Here is a 21,056-nt window from a genome sequence, read left to right as displayed (position 1 = left end):
TGGTAGATAATGATTTTAAGTTATTTACTACTATAAAAAGTTGTAAACAGTAATTCATAAACAGGACACTCAATGAGCCGAACTATTGCTATCGTAGAAGACGATATCTCCATCAGACAAAATTACACTGAGCTTTTACAAAAGCAAGGTTACCAAGTGCAAGCTTATAGTAATCGCAAAGTGGCTCAGCAAGCGTTAACCGAAAAGCTGCCAGACTTGGCTATTATTGATATTGGTTTAGAAGATGAAATTGATGGTGGTTTTACTTTATGCCAAGCATTACGCCAATTATCGAGTTCATTACCTATCATTTTTTTAACCGCCCGTGATAACGATTTTGACACGGTAAGTGGTTTACGCATGGGCGCTGACGATTACTTAACAAAAGATATTAGCTTGCCACACATGTTGGCGCGCATTGCTGCGCTATTTAGACGAATTGAGGCTAACCATAAACCAACAAGCGTTGAAGGTAATATAACCTCAGGCTCTGTAAGCTTGTGTTTAGAGCGTATGTTAGTACATTGGCAACAACAATTAATTGAGCTAACCGTAACCGAGTTTTGGTTAGTGCATTCTTTAGTGAAAGTACCTGGACATGTAAAAAGCCGTCAGCAGTTAATGGAAGATGCCAAAGTGTTTGTTGATGACAGCACCATTACTTCACATATCAAACGTATTAGAAAAAAGTTCATGCAACTTGATGAAAGCTTTGACTGCATTGATGCCGTTTACGGTATGGGTTATCGCTGGAAGTCTGAAACTAAAGTTAATTAATGATGAAGACTAGCCGTTCGTATTTTTCCTTTCCAATTAACATTAAGTTTGGCTTACGAAGCAAGCTCTTTCTGTTGTCGTTATTTCTATTCGCTATCCCGCTATTGGGTTATCAATATGTGTGGGAAATGGAAAAATATTTACGTATTGGTCAAGAGAAAAGCTTAATGGGTACGGTTCGCGCCGTAGCAACCGCATTGCACGAGCGACCAACATTATTTGATAAACAAGCGAGTTTTTTACCACAAGTGCAAAAGGGTAAAGATTTATACGCCTACCCGATTGTTGATCCTATTCAACTTGATGGCGAGTTAAGTGACTGGCGCAACCAACAACGTGCATTAAATTACCAACAAGATTACTTACTTGAAGGACATGATTTTTATCAACCAGAAAGTCTGTCATTTAAGCACATGGTAGGCAAATATCGTAATCACCTATATGCTTATTTTGCAGTAACTGACAACGATATTGTTTACCGACCTAAAAACAGTTTAAGCATTGAAAATAATGATCTATTACAAATTGCTTTTATTACTCCTGCAGGTGACTTTCGCCGTTATATCATTGCCACCAAAGCCCCTGGTTGGGTAACGGCTTTTGAAGTTGATACTCGCTCCCCATCATCAGCAGCAGGACTTTCAACAACTTCACTTTCAACAAAAGATGTTTCAACTACAAGCAATTTAACAACAAACAAGCCATTAGCACCTGAGCCTCGCATTCAAGGTATGTGGACTGAAACTGAGCAAGGTTACACAATTGAGTTACGCCTGCCTCTATCAATGCTTGGTAGTCAGTTAAGTTTTGCTATCAGTGATATAGATAACGACGCTAATGAAAGTCGCGACGTACAACGTATTACCATAGGTACTTCACCGTTTGCGCAAGCCGATAAATTAGGCACTGTATTATTACCATCACCTGAAATAGAGCGCATTCTTAAAGGCTTAGATCATAGCGAATCACGTATTTGGGTGGTCGATAAACATGGTCGCGTACTTGCTAAAGCCGGTGATATTAAAAACTCTGATGGATTATGGGGGAAAATGACTCAACCTGCCCTCGCTGATACTTGGTATAAACCGTTACAAGAGCAGCTATTAGCAATATATAACAAGATTTTAACCACACCACCTAAAGATTTTAACGATAAACTATATGACGTTGCGCAACTTGAAGGCAGCCATTTAACTAAAGCTTTAACGGGCGAAAGTGGCGCCTCTTGGCGCTTAACTTCAGACAATAAAGCGGTGATTTTATCGGCTGCTTACCCTATATACAGTGATGGTGAAGTACAAGGCGCGGTAATTGCCGAAGAAACCACTAACGGTATTCGTACCTTACGAAATCAAGCATTACAAAGTTGGTTTAATATTATTATCGCGGTTATGGGTTTAGGCACTTTAGGCTTGTTTATATTTGCCTCGCGTACCTCAAATCGTATTCGTAATTTACGTAACCAAACAGAGCAAGCTATTGATGAGCAAGGTAAAATAATTCAAGAAATCCCAATGAATAAAGCCTCTGATGAAATAGGCGATTTACAGCGAAGTTTTGCGTTAATGGTGCAACGTTTAGGACAATATACTCAATATTTGCAGGGTATGTCGGCCAGTTTATCGCACGAATTAAGAACTCCTGTCGCCGTAGTAAAATCATCACTTGAATCGTTAGAGCTTGATTTACCCGCTAGCCAAGACAATGTGTATATGCACCGTGCTAAAGAAGGCGTTAATCGTTTATCCACCATTTTAACCTTGATGAGTGAAGCGACACGTTTAGAACAAAGTTTACAAAATAGTGAGCGCGTTGATTACTCAATTGACGAAGTTGTCTATGGCTGTGTGCAAGGTTATCAACTGACACAACCACAACAAGCATTTAACTTATCTGTCGATTTGTTTGCTACTAAGGAGCAGACTAAGTCAGTGAATGCTGATACGTTAATCAGTTCAACACAGTCAATTGCTTTAACAAACGAAGAAAAAAACAAACAACATATTGTTAACGGCGGTCCTGAGTTGTTTGCACAACTGCTTGATAAGTTACTTGCCAATGCCGTGGAATTTGCCGCCGCAAATACCACGATAGATATAAGGTTAACGCGTAAAAATGATCAGTATATTCTAACCATCAGTAACTTAGGTGAGTTATTACCAGAAGCCATGCAAGAGCGTTTGTTTGATTCTATGGTGTCAGTTCGCAAAGCCAAGAAAATATTTTCTGCTAACGACAATAACGAGATAAATCAGCACCAACAACCACATTTAGGGTTAGGCCTTTATATTGCGCAACTGATCGCACAATTTCATCAAGGAAAAGTTAAGATTATTAACAATGAAAATGCTACGGGCGTTGATGCAATAGTCACTATTCCAGCGGTGAAATAAGCTTATGTGAGGAAGCAGCATAGGTGAGATTTTCAATCGCGCTCTATGATTGGATAATTATGCATTACCCCGCAATGCGTAGGAACGAGTCAAAAACATATAAAAAAAACGCAGCATAGTGGTTGGGATCACTATACTGCGTGTTTAAATAATGCGCTGAGACTTGTTAAATTAATAACTCTCTCTTTGCATTGTTAACTATCAAGCTAACTTATCGTAAATATTAACTTTAAATATTAACTTAAGTAAAAGTTAGCTTAGTATTAGTTATTAGAAGTCCCACTTGTATGCTACTTCAAAGTTAACGCCTCTAGTTTCACTACGTACTAAGGTATCTTCAAACTCAATCGTTTTATCTTGATTTAAGATGTTTTGCACCTTAAATTTCAGGGTAGAAGAATAACTAGGATAATAAGTATAAACAGCATCTAACGAGTGAAATGGTTGTTCATAAGAATCATCTTTGCTATCAATACCAGGAATAATGATACGTTCAGCAAATACGTTATAAGCTAGTGTTGCACTATGGTTACCATTTGGCGCATCCCAACCTAAATTCATATTAACTACCCAAGGAGAGTGACCAGTCATCGCTCTTGTTGGGTTAGTAACACTGGTAGATACACCTGTTTGTTCTACAACACTTTGAGTATCAATATTAATTTCTGATTCACTTAACGTTACGTTACCTGATAAGAAGAAATCTTCGGTAAAACGTCCTAACGAATCAGATAAGAAAGCAAAGTCTTTTAAGAATTCTACTTCTAAACCATATACATAACCATCTTCAGCATTAGCGATACGAATTAATGGAGGACCATCTTGTGATGGTGATTGCACAGATTCAATAGGCTTATCCATATCTTTGTAGAATAAACCTGCTGATAAATTTTCACCAGTCTCTAGGTACCATTCCCAACGTAAATCGTAGTTATTAATTGAAGTGCTTACTACGCTTGGTGTACCACCAATAGGGTAACCTGTTAGTGGATCAAGGTAGGTTGCAGGAGCTACTTCACGAATATCAGGACGAATAGTTGTTTGAGCAAATGATGCCCTAAACTGCATACTGTCATCCACTATATAAGTTAATGCAACAGCACCAAACACATCATCTTCTTTAAATGCTAACGATTCTAAATCTTCTGTTGTCGGGTTAGCTGCAATATCAAACTCACCCGTTGCAGGATCAAGAGGCGCAACAACTTGACGGAAATCTTCGTATCTAACACCGAATGAAGCACGCCATTTCTGGTCAAATAAGAAATCTGTTTCAAAAAAGTATGCATCAGTTTTTTGTGCTGAAAAATAATCATCACCAGCAACTGAAGTGTCACGAATTAAGGTGTTAGTACCTGTAAGCGGAGCATTTAACATAGCTTCATCTGTTAAGATGTTATTCATTTGATAACCTGTTAAATCTAAGCTATCAAACACTAATGTATTAACGTCAACACGTCTTGCTTGTGCATCACGGTTTTTACTAATGAAGTTACCACCTGCTTTTAATACAACTTCAACATCGGTGTAGTAAAGTGGTAATGAAACATTATAACCATAGTTTTCTACACCGTCATTTAAGTTCTGAAACTCATAACGTGTCGCAGTATTTGCACGTGTTAATGCACTTTCATTTTGAATATCAAAAAAGCCATCTTCAAGCTGGCCATTTGAGCCATCTGTTAAAATATAACGCGTAGAAATATTACCAGGAGCGTAGCGGTTTGAGCGCGCATCAGAATAAAACCAATCGATGCCTAAATTCCAGAAATCAGTTAAGTTATGAGTACCGCGAATTTGGTTAGCAATCATCTCACGTTCTTCGTAGTTAACTTCACTGTCACGAATACGAAGACCATCACTTAGAACTAGGTTATTGTTATTACCTAATTTGTCGCGAATTTCATCACTGGTATCATGTAAAATAAGCGTACTCATATCGATACGGTGATCTCGAAGGAACTCTACACCAACATTTAACATGCCAGAAAAACGTACTGAATGCTCTGTTGATTGAATATCATCAAAGCCACGTACCAAAGACCAACGATCATCAGCGCCATTTTGCCCTGCAATAAAAGTATAATCTTCACCTTCGTACTCTTCAGAAACTCGCCATTTATTATCGTAAGAAACAGCTGTTAAGAAACCGACACGAAAATCATCAAAGTCATAACGGTCACCTAGTGTTATATCAAAGCCCGTATTAGGGTTAACTTTACTATAGCTAGGATCGTAATCACGATTTAGTTGCGCAGCAATAAGACGGTTATCTTCTTGTGATAAGTCATTAAGAGACTCGTGGTTTTCCCACATAGTTTTTAATGCGTCTGGAGCGGCACGTGTACCATCGTCCATACCATACCAGTCATTACTACCGCCGTTATAGCTTAAGCCATCGTCAAAGTTATTAGTATTACCACCTAATTTACCTTGCATAGTAAAAGTAAAGTCCGTTGGTATTGTTTTTAAACGGATATCTACATTACCACCACCAAAATGGGCAGGCATTGTTGCTGAGTAAGATTTTTGTACTGATAACGATTCTATAATCGATGATGGAAATAAATCTAGTGGTATTACCGTACGTGTTGGATCTGGACTAGGTACCGCAGCACCATTAAGTTGTGTGCTTGAAAAACGTTCACCTAAACCACGCACGTATATATACTTTCCATCAACTAAAGTGATACCTGTAACACGACGTAATGCCGCAGCTGCATCGGAGTCACCGGTACGTGATATTTGCTCAGCACCTAAGATGTCGGCAATAAAGGCTTGATTTTTACGCTCTTGCATTACTGCACTTGCAGTGCCTTTTAAGCGACTTGCTTTGACAATAACTTCTTCCATGGCTTGTTCATCAGCAGCTTCAGATGCTGGCGACTCAGCGGCATAAGCTGAGTTGATAGATAAACTTGCAGCAATGGCAAGACTTAAACGTTTCAACGTTGTATTCATTGTTAACCTCATTAACGGAGATTTTTACTGGGGGATTGAGAAAAAGTTAAAAAAAGACCGCTACTAACAATTAACATTAAGTTAATCAGTAGTAGCGGTTAAGTAGTCGTTAGTCTTCTAACCCTACAGTCCAGTTTTCCGTCCAATCGTTATCTTCTGATACCGCACCAATGTGGTCAGCGTTCTCAAAGAAAGCGTCACCAGTGAAGTCTTTCGGTGTAGTAGCATCAATAGTGAAGATACCGTTCAATACTGCTGCCATATCTGCTGCAGTAGAGTTTGCTTCATTATCGTTTAATACCCAACCTTCTAGAGCAAACGTAGCTTCATCACTTGTTGCACTATCTTTAAAGTTTTCACCGTTAGTACAAGCAAATACTGAGTTAGAGATTACGGTAGTACCAGCAACCGCTTGGTCAGCTGTAACACCGGCTTCAAGCTCAAAACACTCACCCATACCTGAAGAACCTGTTACAACAAAGTTATGTAACTGAGCTTTAGTACCTTCACGTAAGTAAATACCTTCAGCGTCATCTTCAGCACCGTCAAAGTCATTACCAATAATGGTCATGTTTGCAATAGTTGGGTTAGATTGTGGTGTTAAACTTGGGTTAGTACCATCGTTATCGGCTTCAATAGCACGGTTTGCATCAGTATTTTCACTATCTTGTCTAACAAGTACGTACTGAATATTACCGCGGTAGCCATTATCCCAGTCAACACTGTCATCTTCGACATCAGTTAAAACAACATATTTAGCGTTAACTGTACCACCAAAGAATTCAATACCATCATCAGCGTTTTCATGTACTTGAATATATTCAACAGTTGTACCTGAGCCAACACCACCAAAGGTAATACCGTTTAATTCGTTATCGGTAGCTATTTCGTAACCGCCGTGTTTAACAACAACATAGCGCAATGTACCTGAGCTATCTTCGTCATCAGTACCACCGAATACAGCACCTTCTTCCACACCTTCAACTTGAATAGCACAATCGCTATCAGTAGGACATTTGTTTGATTGTGCGTTACCTAGCAATACAAGACCACCCCATTGACCAGAGCTTGTTTCACCGCCGCTAACATCTTGACTTGAAGTAAAAGTAATTGGCGCAGATGCTGTACCGTTTGCTTGAATTTCTGAGTCACGGCTGATTACTAAGTAATCGTCACCTGTACGACCAAAAATTGTTGTGCCCGGCTCAATAGTTAAAGTTGCACTATTTTCTTTGTCACCACCAATAAATACTGCACCTTCTAAGGCATATAAATTACCAGCTGTTAACGTTAAGTCCGCAGTAATTGTGCCACTAAGACGACATGTTGTTGTCACACCATCAACAGAAGAAATTGCTGCTGTCCCTTCAGGACACGCTTCAGTTTCACCAGTTGCAGAGTTGGTAACTTCACCACCACCATAACCAAATGCCCAACCTTCACGCCAGTCTGTAGTACCGTCTAACGCACCAACATGACTTACACTATCAAAAAATCCGTTTACTGTTGTAGCAACATCTTGTCCTGCATTCGCTGCGATTAAAGGTGACTGACTTGATGGAACACCATCACCACCAAGTAAGATTGATTCACTAATGCTGTTAGATGCTTCTGCACTAAACCAAGCTTCTAAGTCAAAACCAGTAGTATCGTCACCGTCATTTTTAAAGTTTTCACCATTAGTACAAGCCATAACTGTATTTTGCATAACTAGCGTACCACTTGTTGCATTAGCGATAGTACCGCCTGCATCAAACTCTAAACACTCGCCCATCTCACTTGGACCCGTTACAACAGTGTTATAAATACCAGCAGAAGTACCTTCACGAAGGTAAATACCTTCTGATGGATCTTCACCTGCAAAGTTATTACCAATAATTGTCATATTAGCAATAGTTGGGTTTGATTGAGGTTCTAAGTAATGGTCAGTACCGTCATTATCTGCTTCGATAGCACGGTTAGCTTCACCAGCATTAGCAGCATGTTCAATGTATACATGCTGTAACATACCTTTAAAGCCGTTATCCCAATCAACACTGTCATCTTGGTTTGACGTTAACACTAAGTGTTTAACATTTACTGCACCACCGAAGAACTCAACACCATCATCAGCATTAGCATGAACTTGGATGTAATCAACTGTAGTACCAGAGCCAACGCCACCGAATGTGATACCGTTTAACTCGTTATCAGTAGCAATTTCATAACCTGCATATTTAACAACAACGTATTTAAGTACACCTGAGTTATCTTCCCAGTCTTCACCACCAAATACAGCACCTTCTGTTACACCTTCAACTTGAATAGAACAAGTACTGCCATCACTAGGACATTTGTTAGATGGAGCGTTACCTAAAATAACTAAACCACCCCATTGACCCGCTGAAACTTCTTCACCTTTAACATCTTGAAGTGATGTCATGATAATTGGCTTATCTTTTGTACCTTCAGCCATAATTTTTGCATCACGGTGAATTACAAGGTAATCGTTACCTGATTGACCAAATAATACTGCACCTGGTTCAATTGTAATTACAACGTCATTCGCTTCATCACGAGCACGAGTTGTTTGACTGTCAAGGCTACGAGATGCTGCCGCTGCTGTGTCATTTCCACCAACTTCAAGTGCACCACTAACTGCGTACATTACTGGTGTGCCGCCTGTGCTTGCTGCAAAAGTTGTGCTTTCTGAAATAGAACCGTCAACTACTTGAACAACAACATCATAACCAAGAGCAGCTGAAATATCGTTACTTAATGTTGTGCTAGTGTTACCTGGTAAATCAGACGTATCAGGACCTGAAGAGCCTGTACCGTTATCAATGTAAGTATCACCTACAGAATTATCTACTTCAGATGATAAGTTAATATCACCACCACAAGCTGTTAGGCCTAACGTTAACGCTGTTGCTATTACACTGTACTTAAATGTTCTTTTAGTTTGCATTTCATTTGCTCCGCAGCAATTAATGAATGATAATTTTATTAAATAAGCACAACGCCATTGGTTGGGTCTTATTTAATACAATTAATCACATAAAATAAATTTGACTACATACTAAGGCGAATAAATGACAGAAATGTTTTAGAAATATTACTATTTGATGTACGTAATATTACAGAAAGATGACAGGGCACATTAAAGACCGCATACAAAAAAAGCGCCGAAGCGCTTTTTAAAAGGGTTATAGCATAATAATTTCTATTTAGAATATTAGTAATATGTACTAATCACTAAAAAATTAATTTACTGATTTTATAAGTTGTAACCTGTTTCTTCATGATCAGTTTGATCTAAACCATTCACTTCAGCTTCTTCACTTACACGTAAGCCATTGGTCATTAAGCCAACTATTTTAAGTAAAACATAAGTCACAATAGCTGTATAAATAAAAGTAGAAATAATACCTATTAATTGCACACCTACTTGCTCACCCATAGTAGTAATACCTTCAGCAAAACCATAACCACTAAATACGCCTAGAGTAGTTGCCGATAAAATACCTGCTAATAAAGTCCCTAAAATACCACCAACGCCATGCACAGGGAATACGTCTAATGAATCATCAATATGTAACTTATGTTTAATATAAAGTGTTGCGTAAAAACAAACAAAACCCGCACTAATACCAATAACTAATGCGCCACCAGGTCCTACAAAACCTGAAGCAGGTGTAATAGTACCTAGACCTGCAACCATACCGGTTACAGCACCAAGTACACTGGCTTTACCAAATTTTTTCCATTCAATTGCAGCCCAAGTAAGTGTTCCTGCCGCAGCAGAAATATGCGTAACAAGCATAGCCATAGACGCATCACCGCTTGCAGTTAATGCACTACCACCATTAAAGCCAAACCAACCTACCCATAACATACCAGCGCCAGTAACTGTCATTGTTAAGTTATGCGGCACCATAGGTGTTTTTGGGAAGCCACGACGAGGGCCAACAACCAAGGCAGCAACTAACGCTGCCGTGCCCGCGGTAATATGTACAACAATACCACCAGCAAAGTCATACACCCCCATTTGTGCTAACCAACCGCCGCCCCATACCCAATGAGTAACAGGTACATAAACAGCTAATAGCCAAAAAGCACAAAATAATAATACTGCTGAAAACTTCATGCGCTCAGCAAAACCACCAATAATAAGTGCGGGAGTAATTACCGCAAATGTCATTTGAAACAACATAAATAAGCTTTCAGGAATATCGCCCGACAACCCGTCCTTAGTAATGCCATGCATCATCATTTTGCTAAAGTCGCCAATAAAAGCATTACCTTCACTAAAGGCTAGGCTGTAACCTACTACTAACCATAAAACCGACGAAATAGAGCCGATAGCAAAACACTGCATTAATACCGAAAGCACATTCTTTTTACGAACTAAACCACCGTAGAATAACGCTAACCCCGGTAAGGTCATTAATAACACCAAAGCTGTTGATGTTAAAATCCATGCGGTATTTGCTCCATTAAGTTGCGTCTCTGCTGCCCAAGCTGCACTTGGGCTCAGGATACTTAATAACATTAAACATAAAAACACTGCTCTATTCATAATCATTTCCATCGTAATTCATTCAATAATTCCGCTACACAAAGCACAAATCAAGCCAAAATATAAACACTTAATTATCAATAAGATAAAAAACAAAAGCATTAACTTAGTGCTATATTGCACCAACAACAAACAGATATCAGGATATTTAGCACAATTATAGTGCACATCAAGAATTTAAGCACAAAATAAGTACAATAGGTAAAGTGAAGGTAAAATAAAGATAATAAATATTAATGCTGGGGCTGCCAACTTAAATCAACAAGTATAGAAGATACTTGCCTCGGTGATCTGCATTACCTACAATAACAGCCTAATTGACACCGTTTATTCCTGATAAAGAATTGGTAAAATATGAACTCTCCAGCAAGCCCTGCTTCAACAGAAAATATTGACATAGCTCCTATAATAAGTTTTTTCAAAAGCCTGCAAGATAAAATATGCCGAGCGTTAACAACAGCTGACGGCACAGGTGAGTTTATTGAAGATAACTGGAAACGTGCTGAAGGCGGCGGAGGTAGAACCCGTGTTATGACTAACGGCACAATTGTTGAACAAGGCGGAGTAAATTTTTCCGTTGTTTCGGGTGATAAGTTACCACCTTCGGCTACTGCGCATCGCCCTGAATTAGCAGGAAGAACTTGGCAAGCTTGTGGCGTGTCGTTGGTTATTCACCCTAAAAATCCACATATTCCAACATCACACGCCAATGTACGCTTTTTTATCGCCGAAAAAGCAGGTGAAGCGCCCGTTTGGTGGTTTGGTGGTGGCTTTGATTTAACCCCTTTTTACCCGAACGATAATGATATAAAGCACTGGCATCAAACAGCTCATGATTTATGTCAGCCGTTTGGTGATAACGTATATAATGATCACAAAAAGTGGTGTGATGATTATTTTTATTTAAAACATCGTGATGAAACCCGTGGGGTTGGCGGTTTATTCTTTGATGATTTAAACCAGTGGGATTTTGACACTTGTTTTGATTATGTAAAATCTGTTGGCCAAGGCTTTATTGATGCTTATGTACCTATTATGTTGGCTAATAAAGATAAAAAATATGGTGAAGCAGAACGTCAATTTCAACTATACCGCCGTGGACGTTATGTTGAATTTAACTTAGTTTTTGATCGCGGAACTTTATTCGGCTTACAATCAGGCGGTAGGACTGAGTCAATTTTAATGTCGATGCCACCATTGGCGCGTTGGGAGTATAATTTCCAAGCTGACGAAGATAGTGCAGAAGCTAAATTAGCTGATTATTTAAGTCCCAAAGATTGGTTAGGGGTTTTAAAGTAAATTTTGGTGTTAGGTACAAGTATTAGGTGCTAGGCGTTAGGTATTAGGTGCTAGGAATCTATTAAAAAACTGGATTCCCGACAAGTTACTTCGGGAATGACGTGGCTTAGCTTAGTGAAAATTATGAGCCTACATAGCCCTTTGTGAATCAATAATTAGCAGGATAGCCTTTTGAAAATACCAAACTAGTTCCATCATTCCCGCGTTGTCTTGGCGGGAATCCATTGGCTTTGGTTTATTACTATACTTAAAAATTAAAGGCTGGATTCCCGACAAGTTACTTCGGGAATGACCTGGCTTGGCTTAGTAAAAATTATGAGCCTACATAGCCCTTTGTGAATCAATAATTAGCAGAATAGTTTTTTGGCACTATCAAACTAGTTCCGTCATTCCCGCGTTGTCTTGGCGGGAATCCAGTTTTTCAAGTATGCGACTACACCAACACAACTTAAAGAAAACCTTATTTAATAAACACTCAGTGCGGCACTAAGCAGCTATTAAATAAGACTCTCCCCTGCCATTTTTTGCTCTACGTTGGTATGAGCCTTTACCTTTTTTCGCTTTCACTACCTGCATTTTGTAAACCTTTGAGGTCACTAATGCTGCTAAAAAATTGCCTTTAATTTGGCCTCGTCCTAACTCTGTTTTTGCTACTTGATTACGAGTAGATGAGCTTTTATCTACTGGCAATTTATTATTTTTACCCATTACTTTCCTTAACTAAAATAGTTTATTTATTAAACAACAGTAAACTGTTAGCTGAGGATTATACGCTTAATCAACTAAACGTAAATAAAAACAAATATCGTAAAATCAACAATGTATAAAAAACATTACCTCTAACTTTTTATAACAATACTTTTTTTATTTTATTCCTAAGGGTAAACTGTTTTTAAACGAATCATTCTTTTCTGCTCTTCACCAGGACATACGTTTACTATGATCATTCAACAGCACAGCCAAGATATCGAAACACCAACAGGGTTAATGCGGACTTATATTTATCGTCCACAAGCCGCTGGTACATACCCAACCATCATATTCTATTCTGAAATATTTCAACAAACCGCACCAATAGCTAGAACTGCAGCAATAATGGCAGGACATGGTTTTGTGGTATTAGTACCTGAAGTATTTCATGAACTCAACCCTATTGGCACAGTGCTAGGTTATGACGACGCAGGTAAAGATAAAGGTAATCAAGATAAGTGGACGAAACCATTAGAAGATCACGACAGCGATACTCAAGCGTTAGTTGATTTTATTCAAAAACAAGATTATTGCACTAACAGCATAGGCACTATGGGCGTTTGTATTGGTGGTCACCTTGCTTATAGAGCCGCATTAAATAACAGTGTGTTAGCCGCAACTTGTTTATATGCAACAGATATTCATTCCGGTGATTTACCGAGTGGTAACGGTAACGACTCACTAACAAGAACCAAAGATATTAAAGCTGAATTGTTGATGATTTGGGGTAAACAAGACCCGCATATTCCTGATGCAGGCCGTATGTTAATACATAATAATTTATTAGCTTCGGGTAATGTGTTTGCGTGGCACGAGTTTAACGCTTCACATGCCTTTATGCGTGATGAAGGCGAACGTTATGACCCGCAATTAGCGCTGCGTGTGTATGGTATGGCCGTTGAATTATTTAATCGTACCCTGAAATAACTAAAAACAATATAACGCTTGCCTACAGTAGTTAGCAAAAAGCCTGAATAATCTCTTATTCAGGCTTTTTATTATCTCTTCAAATAAATATTTATAACGTACTCATTTTAGCCAGCACTTGTACCACTAATGTTTGTGCTGTTACCTCATTATCTGATTCCGCATAACAGCGTAATTCAGGCGCATTACCTGAAGGACGTAAATGAATAATATCGTTATTTGACATGGTAATTCTTAAGCCATCAGTCACATCTGTTTTCAGCACGCTAATTTCATCAAAACCTAGAAGCTTTATTAAAGCATAAGGCGCTTTACTGTATGCCGCGATATACGATTGGCTTTTTTCGGTGGCAAAATTTTGAATTCTATCACTAGCTGAAAAACGTAATGAACACGCCTCAACTAAGCTTGAAATATTGCCTGATTCAATACTTGCTGCCAATAACATAATTGCCGGCAATACTGCATCACGTGTTGGTAAGGCTTTTAGGGTTTTGCCATTAATGATTGTATCTGAGCCTAGTAAAAAACCACCATTGGCTTCAAAACCAGCAACGGATTCAAAACTTTTAGCTAAACGTGCAAATTCAGCAATAACATAAGGTGAGCCAATACGCGTACGATCGACTTGTTTAAAAGCTCTTGACAATTCAATTGAAGTATTTGAGCTAACCGGTACTGCTAAAGCATCTACCCCTAGCGCTTTGGCACATAACAAACCTAAAATATCACCACGTAACCAATTGCCTTTTTCATCGGCAATTAATGGCCTATCACCGTCACCATCGGTAGAAAATATCGCGTCAAACTTATATTGCTCAGACCACGCTTTGGCTTTAGCTTTGTCTTCATCAGACACAGCTTCGGTATCAATAGGCACAAACACATCACTGCGTTCAAGCGAGGTAACTGTAGCACCAAGTTTTTCAAAAAGCGGTTGGTATAAATCACGTCCCGCACTTGAGTGTTCATAAATACCAATATGCTTTCCAGCTAAAAAAGGTTGCTCGAAAAGCGATAAGTAACGTGCTAAATATTCTTCTCCAGCAGCTTTATCAATGACTAATTCAGCTAAAGAAGTAGATTCGTCATTAACAATAAGTGAGTCAAATGTTGCTGTACTATTTAAGATAGCTTGTTCATCAAGTTTAGTGATTTCGCCATCTGGTCGATAAAACTTCAAGCCATTACGATCAAATGGGATATGACTGCCAGTAACCATGATACAAGGTATATTTCGCTGCATGGCAGCATAAGCTAATGCAGGTGTTGGAATAACGCCATAATAAAAAGTAGTAATACCTAACTCTTCAAGGGCTGCACTACAGGCTTGCGCCATAGCATAACTACTTGGGCGATTATCAATAGCGATAGCGAGTGTAGAGAAACTAAACTCATCTTTAATTGCATCAACAAAAGCAACAGCAAAAGCAGCACAAACATCCGCTGTAAATTGTTCAACTAAACCTCTTGCACCACTGGTACCAAAGGCAACACCACTTTGGGCAAGAGCTTCTTTTGTTATTAAGTTTTTCATACATACTTCTTAAGTTGGCAGTAACCAAGCGAACAAGTTCCCGCCTAAATGTACTTAAATACCGTAGGCGGGATTTAAATCGCGCTGTTTACTTATTTAACACGACCGTAGCGATCTTCAAAACGAACAATATCATCTTCACCTAAATAAGTACCTGACTGTACTTCAATCAGTTCAAGGTCAAGTTTACCTGGGTTTTCAAGGGCATGAACAACACCTATTGGAATATAGGTTGATTGATTTTCAGTAAGCAATATTTCTTTATCACCATTTTGCACCAAAGCAGTACCTGAAACCACAATCCAATGCTCTGCACGGTGGTGATGCATTTGCACTGATAATTTAGCGCCTGGTTTAACTGTAATACGTTTAACTTGAAAACGAGCGCCATTATCAACCGAGTCGTATTTACCCCAAGGGCGATATACTTCACGATGAATTTTAAACTCTGGACGTTCTTCCGCTTTAAGCTGATTAACAATGGTTTTAACATCTTGCACTTCTGATTTTTTAGCGACTAAAATTGCATCTTTAGTTTCTACGACCACAATATCGTCAAGGCCAACAATCGCCACGAGCTTTTCTTGTGCATTAACATAAGTATTAGTGCTATTTGTACTTAATACATCGCCTTTAAAAACGTTACCATCAGCATCTTTGTTCTCAATATCCCAAAGTGCAGACCAACTACCAACATCGCTCCAACCACAATCCATAGGAACAACGACAGCCTGTGAAGTTTTTTCCATTACAGCGTAATCGATAGAATCATCAGGACAACCTTTAAAAGCTTCGGCATCAACACGAATAAAATCTAGATCAGGTTGAGTTTCAGCCATAGCTTTTTCACAAGCAGCATAAATATCAGCACTATGATTTTTTAATTCAGCTAAATAGCTAGATGCTTTAAATAAAAACATACCGCTATTCCAATAAAACTCACCACTAGATAAGTATTTTTCAGCTGTTTCTAAATCTGGTTTTTCAACAAACTCACTAACAACATAGCCAGTTTCAGTAGTAGCACCGTCAGCAGTAACAGTATCGCCACGTTTAATATAACCGTAGCCTGTTTCAGGTGCCGTTGGTACAATACCAAAGGTTACTAGCTTACCACTTGCTGCATGTGCTGCCGCTTGCTCTACTGAAGCGCAAAATGCTGCTTCATCTTGAATAACGTGATCAGCGGCAAGCACCAGTAATAAAGGGTCATCCCCATTTTTAACTGCATTTAATGCTGCTAATGCAATAGCAGGAGCTGTATTCCTACCAACGGGCTCTAAAATAATGCCACTATTTTTAATATTGTTAGCTCTGAACTGCTCTGCAACCGAAAAGCGATGCTCCTCATTACAAATGACCACAGGTGCTTGATGTTCAATACCCGACAAGCGCAATGCGGTTGCTTGTAACATTGAATGTTCACCAGTTAACGTTAAAAACTGTTTTGGAAATAGTTGACGCGATAAAGGCCACAAACGTGAACCAGAGCCACCAGCCATTATTACAGGTAAAATCATAGTGAAGTCCGTTTATTAAGTGATGAAAAATAAGGGTAATGAGTAATATTATACTGTTTCAGATTATAACATCTGTTCAGTATTTTTTAACTATTGTATACCAATTGATGAGTGAAATTAATTAACGAGTATAAGTTTTATAAGCAAGCTCTCAATAGTTAATAAATATAGAGTTAAAATTGGTTTACTTAGGTCCTTAATCATCAGATACTTTATATACCATTCATAAATTAGGATGCTGTATTGCCACCGCTTAAAAAAAACATTCGTGACGAGCCAACCATCACAAGTTTACTTGAGAAAATGCCTTCAAATGTTGCAGACAGCTTTAATGAAGAGCAATTAAGTCATTTATTAACTATTTTAGGATCTCGTAATTGGGGGAAACATTCCATTGATTTTCGAGGTACTTTTAAAGTCCCTTTTTATAAATGGCGATTTTATTATGTATTTTTAATCGGCAAAAACTCTAGAAACTTAACAAGAAAGGAAAAGAGCTTATCTCTGTTAAGGCAGTCTATCTTTCTAAGTATTATTATATGTATTATAGGGTTAGTAGGTGCATTGATAATATATTTAGTAAAGTCTTCCTTAGGTATAGACATATTACCTAATTTTTCATTCGGAGTTTGGGATTGGTTTAAAGAAAACTTTTAACCTCAACTACTATTTAGGGTCTAATACTGATCGTCAACAATTGTAAACCGATCAGTATTAGACCCTAATGTAATTAACTTTTAAATAAACTCGCTGTTATATTATAAGGGTTGTCATGAAATAAGGCTTGTGCTTTATCTTCACCAAATAATGTAACAACTTTATTTCTTGCATCATTAAGCAGCGGTGGTCTTCGCTTTAGATTATGCGCGTCACTTGCCACCACTTGAATCAACCCTTGCTCAATATATTGTAGGGCAAGTGTTTGACATTCATCCCCAAAGTTTCCAGTAATGGAGCCAGCAGTTACTTGAAACCAACAACCTAAATTAACAAATTCTTTAATTTTATGAGGCTTACTTAATAAGTCACGATTCCGTTCAGGATGGGCAATAACAGGGGTTATATTTTGTTTTTTTAAATACTTAACCAATGCCTCACTACCGGTAGGAATATGGCTATGTGGAAACTCCAACAACATAAAATGTTGGCCATCATAACGACCATATAATGGTAAATTTTTGTTCGCGAGCAAGGTAAGTATTTCAGAATCAAGTCTAACTTCTGCAGCGTAAGCTAACTCAACGTTAATATTTGCACTTTTTACTTCAGCAATTAATACCTCAAAGGCCGATTTAATAATAGGTAGAGTATTATTAAATCGTCCGAAATGTAAATGAGGAGTCAGTACTATACGAGATATACCTTCATCTACCGCTAGCCTAATTAAAGCTAACGATTCTGCCATATCTTTAGCACCATCATCAATACTTGGTAAAAGGTGACAATGAATATCTATCATATGTTTCTATTTGCCATATCACTGCTTCTTTTATTTTTAGGGTCATTTAAACTACTGTGAGCATATGACTCATCCGAAAAATCATTATCTCCGTATGTATACTCATTATAGTAACCTTGATGGGAATCCGATTCTGATAATTTTTTAGTATCTACATAATTTAAAACTATACCCGCTATTTTTGCATTTACTCTAATTAAGCGGCCAATACCTTCTTGGGTTGTACCAATACGAGTGTCATCACTTTTAACAACATACACAATAGTGTCCGTTTGTTGGGCAATAACGAGTGCATCACTGACCGATTGCACAGGTGGCGTATCAATAAGAATACGATCGTAAGACTCTTTTAATTTTTCAAGTAATTCAACAAAGCGTGGAGAAGATAATAATTCCAATGGGTTTGGTGGACGTTGACCACAAGGCATAACCATAAGTCCAGATTTTTCATCTTTAAAAATACATTCATCAAGCTCTGCGGTTCCTGCAATAAAGTTAGCTAACCCTGGGTGATAAGAAGCAATGTCAAATCGCTTACAAAGGCTTGGTTTACGCATGTCGGCATCAATTAATATAGTACGCTCAACTTGCGCCAAAGAAAAAGCTAAGTTGGTTGCTGTTGTTGATTTACCCTCTCCCGGAATAGAAGATGTTACACCAATAGTTTTTGCTTCTTTATCAAGTTGTGTCAAAACAAAGCTTGTACGTAATGTTCGCACTGATTCAGCAAATTTTTTACCACTTTCATCAAAAAAGTAGTGCAACATAAAACCAGCTTTTTTCTTATAGCGAACTAGCGGTAACATACCTAACAAGCGCTGCGATAGTTTACTCTCTATTTCAGTAGCATTTTTAAAGGTATCGTTAAGTGCATCAAAGACAAAAGCAATAACGATCCCAAACCCTGCTGTAGCCATAAAAGCAAGGATCACTATTAATGGTTTATTAGGTTTGGTTGGTCTTACTGGTGTATAAGCACGGTCAGTAAAACGGGCTACCGCTGAATTAAAATCACTGGTTACTTCTGTTTCTTTAGAACGAGAGAAGAAAGTATCATAAATAGTTCTGTTCGTTTCAACTTCACGAGAAAGCTTTTTATATTCATACTCTTTTGCTGTTACCGTTTGATATTGCGCTTTTATACGCACTAACTCTCGCTCTAAGGCATTAATATTACGTTCACTAGTAGTTAATTCTTTTTCAACACCAGTAATTAATTTACGTATTTGCGCCGATAAGTTATTTTGTACTGTTACTAACTCTGCTTTCGCAGCTATCATTTTAGGGTGTTTAGGACCATAGACTTGACTCAATTCAGATACTTTAAGCTCTACATTTACCAAAGAACTTTTAACGTTTTGAATTGTATTATGGGATGTTATTTCATTTATTGAGCTAAGCATTTCTAAATTATCACGCCCATATTCATCAATAATGCGCACTATATTTAATAATTTATTTCTTACCTGCCTTTCAACAACTAATTGTTGAGACGTTTGTGACAATTCATTAGAGACTAAACCTAAAACCCCTGTAACACCTGCGGTACCTGTTACATCAATAAGGTTTTCACTTTCTCGGTATTTTTGTAGTTTTGATTCTGATTCATCAAGACGAAGACGTAAACCAGATAAACGTGTAGTCAACCAACCAGCAGCTTTTTGAGTCATTCCCATTTTAGCGGCAAGGTTTTGTTCTATATACACTTCACCTACGGTGTTCGCAACTAAAGCTGCAAGTTTTGGATCACTGCTTTGAAATGAAATATTAACTAGCTGGGTTTTACGTACTGGATCAATAGATAAGCGCCCTAAAAAGCTTTTAACTAAAGATTGTAATTGCTGCTCTTCTTGCTCTTCAACATCAATAACAGCAACTTTCTTTTCTGGAATAAACGGTAATCCTTTCTTGATATCTTTAACAAGATTACTAATAAAAGACGGTTTCCCAATAAAGTCGGGATGATTTTTTAAATCTAATTGCTCAACAACTGCTTGGGCTACAGTTCGAGATTTTAAAATTTCAAATTGTGTTAAGTAGTATTCTTTACGATTAGAGTCAAGCCCATATATTTCTTCAAATGAAACAGCTTTAGCTTGATCAGCTTCAATAAGCAATGTCGACGTTGCTTTATATGTGGGTGTTATTTTCAAAGCCATCATTGCCGCAAATAATGCAGCAGCAAAAGCTAAAAAGCCAATACGCCATTTATTTTTATTGATCACTGAAATATAGTAACGTATATCAATAATTTCTTCTGTCGAAACTTGTTTCAACTTTTGTCCATCTAGCGGCAAATTTTCTGTGTTATTCATAGTAAAACTCATTATAAAATTACTGTAAAAAACTAGTAAAAGGGTTAGAAGAACCGTTGATCAATAGTAATGGTATCACCGGCATTAACTTTTGAATCAAGTGACGCAATTTGTTTTTTATTTTTATCCCCTTCTTTGAATAACGATATATTACTTTTATCAGCTCGCTCTGTTAAACCGCCCGCTAAAGCGACAGCTTGGTTAATAGTCATACCTGGATGATATGGATAGCCACCTGGTTTTTTTACTTCACCATGAATATAAAAAGAGCGGTATTCAAGTACTTGAACATATACGCTAGGATTAATTAAATAATCTCCTTTTAAACCTTGTTCGATAAATAGTTCAACTTGTTTTACGGTTAAACCTGTGACCGAAATTTCGCCTAAAAAAGGGTAATTAATTGTTCCACTATTACCCAACAATGTCTCAATAGTTAAATCATCTTGGCCAAACACTTTTATCTCTACTTTGTCACCGGGTCCTAAAATATAAGAGTCTTTATCTGTCGCAGATGCTGAAGTTAATGACACAAAAAACATTAAAATCAACGTAATATT

General features: G+C 37.9%; 14 protein-coding genes. 5 read left to right on the top strand and 9 right to left on the bottom strand.

Annotated elements, in window-relative coordinates:
- The first annotated feature begins 72 nt into the window (after positions 1–72).
- Positions 73–777: a proteobacterial dedicated sortase system response regulator gene (gene pdsR / locus KO502_RS05045; RefSeq protein WP_216021478.1), complete on the top strand. Its 705-nt coding sequence runs from the start codon at positions 73–75 to the stop codon at positions 775–777.
- Positions 777–3,170 (top strand): proteobacterial dedicated sortase system histidine kinase, encoded by a 2,394-nt coding sequence (gene pdsS, locus KO502_RS05040; protein ID WP_354668301.1) that lies wholly within the window; start codon positions 777–779, stop codon positions 3,168–3,170. The genes pdsR and pdsS overlap by 1 nt, the downstream gene beginning before the upstream one ends.
- A 270-nt stretch (positions 3,171–3,440) precedes the next feature.
- Here the strand turns inward: pdsS and KO502_RS05035 are convergent, their stop codons facing one another.
- From KO502_RS05035 to KO502_RS05025, 3 genes are all read right to left on the bottom strand, one after another.
- Complete coding sequence (locus KO502_RS05035; RefSeq protein WP_252730518.1) at positions 3,441–6,131, bottom strand: TonB-dependent receptor; 2,691 nt, start codon at positions 6,129–6,131, stop codon at positions 3,441–3,443.
- 109 nt (positions 6,132–6,240) lie between these two features.
- Complete coding sequence (locus KO502_RS05030; RefSeq protein WP_216021476.1) at positions 6,241–9,078, bottom strand: hypothetical protein; 2,838 nt, start codon at positions 9,076–9,078, stop codon at positions 6,241–6,243.
- 309 nt (positions 9,079–9,387) lie between these two features.
- Positions 9,388–10,695 (bottom strand): ammonium transporter, encoded by a 1,308-nt coding sequence (locus KO502_RS05025; RefSeq protein ID WP_216021498.1) that lies wholly within the window; start codon positions 10,693–10,695, stop codon positions 9,388–9,390.
- 348 nt (positions 10,696–11,043) lie between these two features.
- Here KO502_RS05025 and hemF point away from each other — a divergent pair, with 348 nt between their 5' ends.
- Complete coding sequence (hemF, locus tag KO502_RS05020; protein ID WP_216021475.1) at positions 11,044–11,988, top strand: oxygen-dependent coproporphyrinogen oxidase; 945 nt, start codon at positions 11,044–11,046, stop codon at positions 11,986–11,988.
- Between the two features lie 486 nt (positions 11,989–12,474).
- On the opposite strand, the gene arfA is transcribed toward hemF, so the two are convergent.
- Positions 12,475–12,696: an alternative ribosome rescue factor ArfA gene (gene arfA, locus KO502_RS05015; RefSeq protein ID WP_216021474.1), complete on the bottom strand. Its 222-nt coding sequence runs from the start codon at positions 12,694–12,696 to the stop codon at positions 12,475–12,477.
- 231 nt (positions 12,697–12,927) lie between these two features.
- Between arfA and KO502_RS05010 the strand changes: the two genes are divergently transcribed.
- Positions 12,928–13,665 (top strand): dienelactone hydrolase family protein, encoded by a 738-nt coding sequence (locus KO502_RS05010; RefSeq protein ID WP_216021473.1) that lies wholly within the window; start codon positions 12,928–12,930, stop codon positions 13,663–13,665.
- 91 nt (positions 13,666–13,756) lie between these two features.
- Here the strand turns inward: KO502_RS05010 and KO502_RS05005 are convergent, their stop codons facing one another.
- Positions 13,757–15,202, bottom strand: coding sequence for a phosphomannomutase (locus tag KO502_RS05005; protein ID WP_216021472.1), 1,446 nt, complete (start codon positions 15,200–15,202; stop codon positions 13,757–13,759).
- A 92-nt stretch (positions 15,203–15,294) separates the two neighbouring features.
- Positions 15,295–16,722, bottom strand: a complete 1,428-nt coding sequence (locus KO502_RS05000; protein ID WP_216021471.1) for a mannose-1-phosphate guanylyltransferase/mannose-6-phosphate isomerase — start codon at positions 16,720–16,722, stop codon at positions 15,295–15,297.
- Positions 16,723–16,965: 243 nt separating this feature from the next.
- Here KO502_RS05000 and KO502_RS04995 point away from each other — a divergent pair, with 243 nt between their 5' ends.
- Positions 16,966–17,379 carry a hypothetical protein gene (locus KO502_RS04995; RefSeq protein ID WP_216021470.1) on the top strand — a complete coding sequence of 138 codons (414 nt, stop codon included), beginning with the start codon at positions 16,966–16,968 and terminating at the stop codon, positions 17,377–17,379.
- A gap of 73 nt (positions 17,380–17,452) precedes the next feature.
- Here the strand turns inward: KO502_RS04995 and KO502_RS04990 are convergent, their stop codons facing one another.
- From KO502_RS04990 to KO502_RS04980, 3 genes are read right to left on the bottom strand one after another with little or no spacing between them, the layout of a single operon-like run.
- Positions 17,453–18,181, bottom strand: a complete 729-nt coding sequence (locus tag KO502_RS04990) for a CpsB/CapC family capsule biosynthesis tyrosine phosphatase (RefSeq protein WP_216021469.1) — start codon at positions 18,179–18,181, stop codon at positions 17,453–17,455.
- Positions 18,178–20,496, bottom strand: coding sequence for a polysaccharide biosynthesis tyrosine autokinase (locus KO502_RS04985; protein WP_216021468.1), 2,319 nt, complete (start codon positions 20,494–20,496; stop codon positions 18,178–18,180). Before KO502_RS04985 ends, KO502_RS04990 begins: the two co-directional genes overlap by 4 nt.
- Positions 20,497–20,540: 44 nt before the next feature.
- On the bottom strand, positions 20,541–21,038 hold the full coding sequence (locus KO502_RS04980; RefSeq protein WP_252730521.1) for a polysaccharide biosynthesis/export family protein: 498 nt from the start codon (positions 21,036–21,038) through the stop codon (positions 20,541–20,543).
- Between the last annotated feature and the right edge of the window lie 18 nt (positions 21,039–21,056).

Origin of the sequence: Colwellia sp. E2M01 (assembly GCF_018860585.1) — a bacterium.
Lineage (GTDB): Bacteria > Pseudomonadota > Gammaproteobacteria > Enterobacterales > Alteromonadaceae > Colwellia.
This window is presented reverse-complemented; position numbering and strand designations above follow the sequence as displayed.

Excerpts from the sequence above, each read along its gene's own strand:
- KO502_RS05030 (WP_216021476.1), bottom strand. The coding sequence starts at position 9,078 with ATGCAAACTAAAAGAACATTTAAGTACAGTGTAATAGCAACAGCGTTA.
- pdsS (WP_354668301.1), top strand. The coding sequence starts at position 777 with ATGATGAAGACTAGCCGTTCGTATTTTTCCTTTCCAATTAACATTAAG.
- hemF (WP_216021475.1), top strand. The coding sequence starts at position 11,044 with ATGAACTCTCCAGCAAGCCCTGCTTCAACAGAAAATATTGACATAGCT.
- KO502_RS04985 (WP_216021468.1), bottom strand. The coding sequence starts at position 20,496 with ATGAATAACACAGAAAATTTGCCGCTAGATGGACAAAAGTTGAAACAA.
- KO502_RS04990 (WP_216021469.1), bottom strand. The coding sequence starts at position 18,181 with ATGATAGATATTCATTGTCACCTTTTACCAAGTATTGATGATGGTGCT.
- KO502_RS05005 (WP_216021472.1), bottom strand. The coding sequence starts at position 15,202 with ATGAAAAACTTAATAACAAAAGAAGCTCTTGCCCAAAGTGGTGTTGCC.
- KO502_RS05035 (WP_252730518.1), bottom strand. The coding sequence starts at position 6,131 with ATGAATACAACGTTGAAACGTTTAAGTCTTGCCATTGCTGCAAGTTTA.
- KO502_RS05000 (WP_216021471.1), bottom strand. The coding sequence starts at position 16,722 with ATGATTTTACCTGTAATAATGGCTGGTGGCTCTGGTTCACGTTTGTGG.
- KO502_RS04980 (WP_252730521.1), bottom strand. The coding sequence starts at position 21,038 with ATGTTTTTTGTGTCATTAACTTCAGCATCTGCGACAGATAAAGACTCT.
- KO502_RS05025 (WP_216021498.1), bottom strand. The coding sequence starts at position 10,695 with ATGATTATGAATAGAGCAGTGTTTTTATGTTTAATGTTATTAAGTATC.
- arfA (WP_216021474.1), bottom strand. The coding sequence starts at position 12,696 with ATGGGTAAAAATAATAAATTGCCAGTAGATAAAAGCTCATCTACTCGT.
- pdsR (WP_216021478.1), top strand. The coding sequence starts at position 73 with ATGAGCCGAACTATTGCTATCGTAGAAGACGATATCTCCATCAGACAA.
- KO502_RS05010 (WP_216021473.1), top strand. The coding sequence starts at position 12,928 with ATGATCATTCAACAGCACAGCCAAGATATCGAAACACCAACAGGGTTA.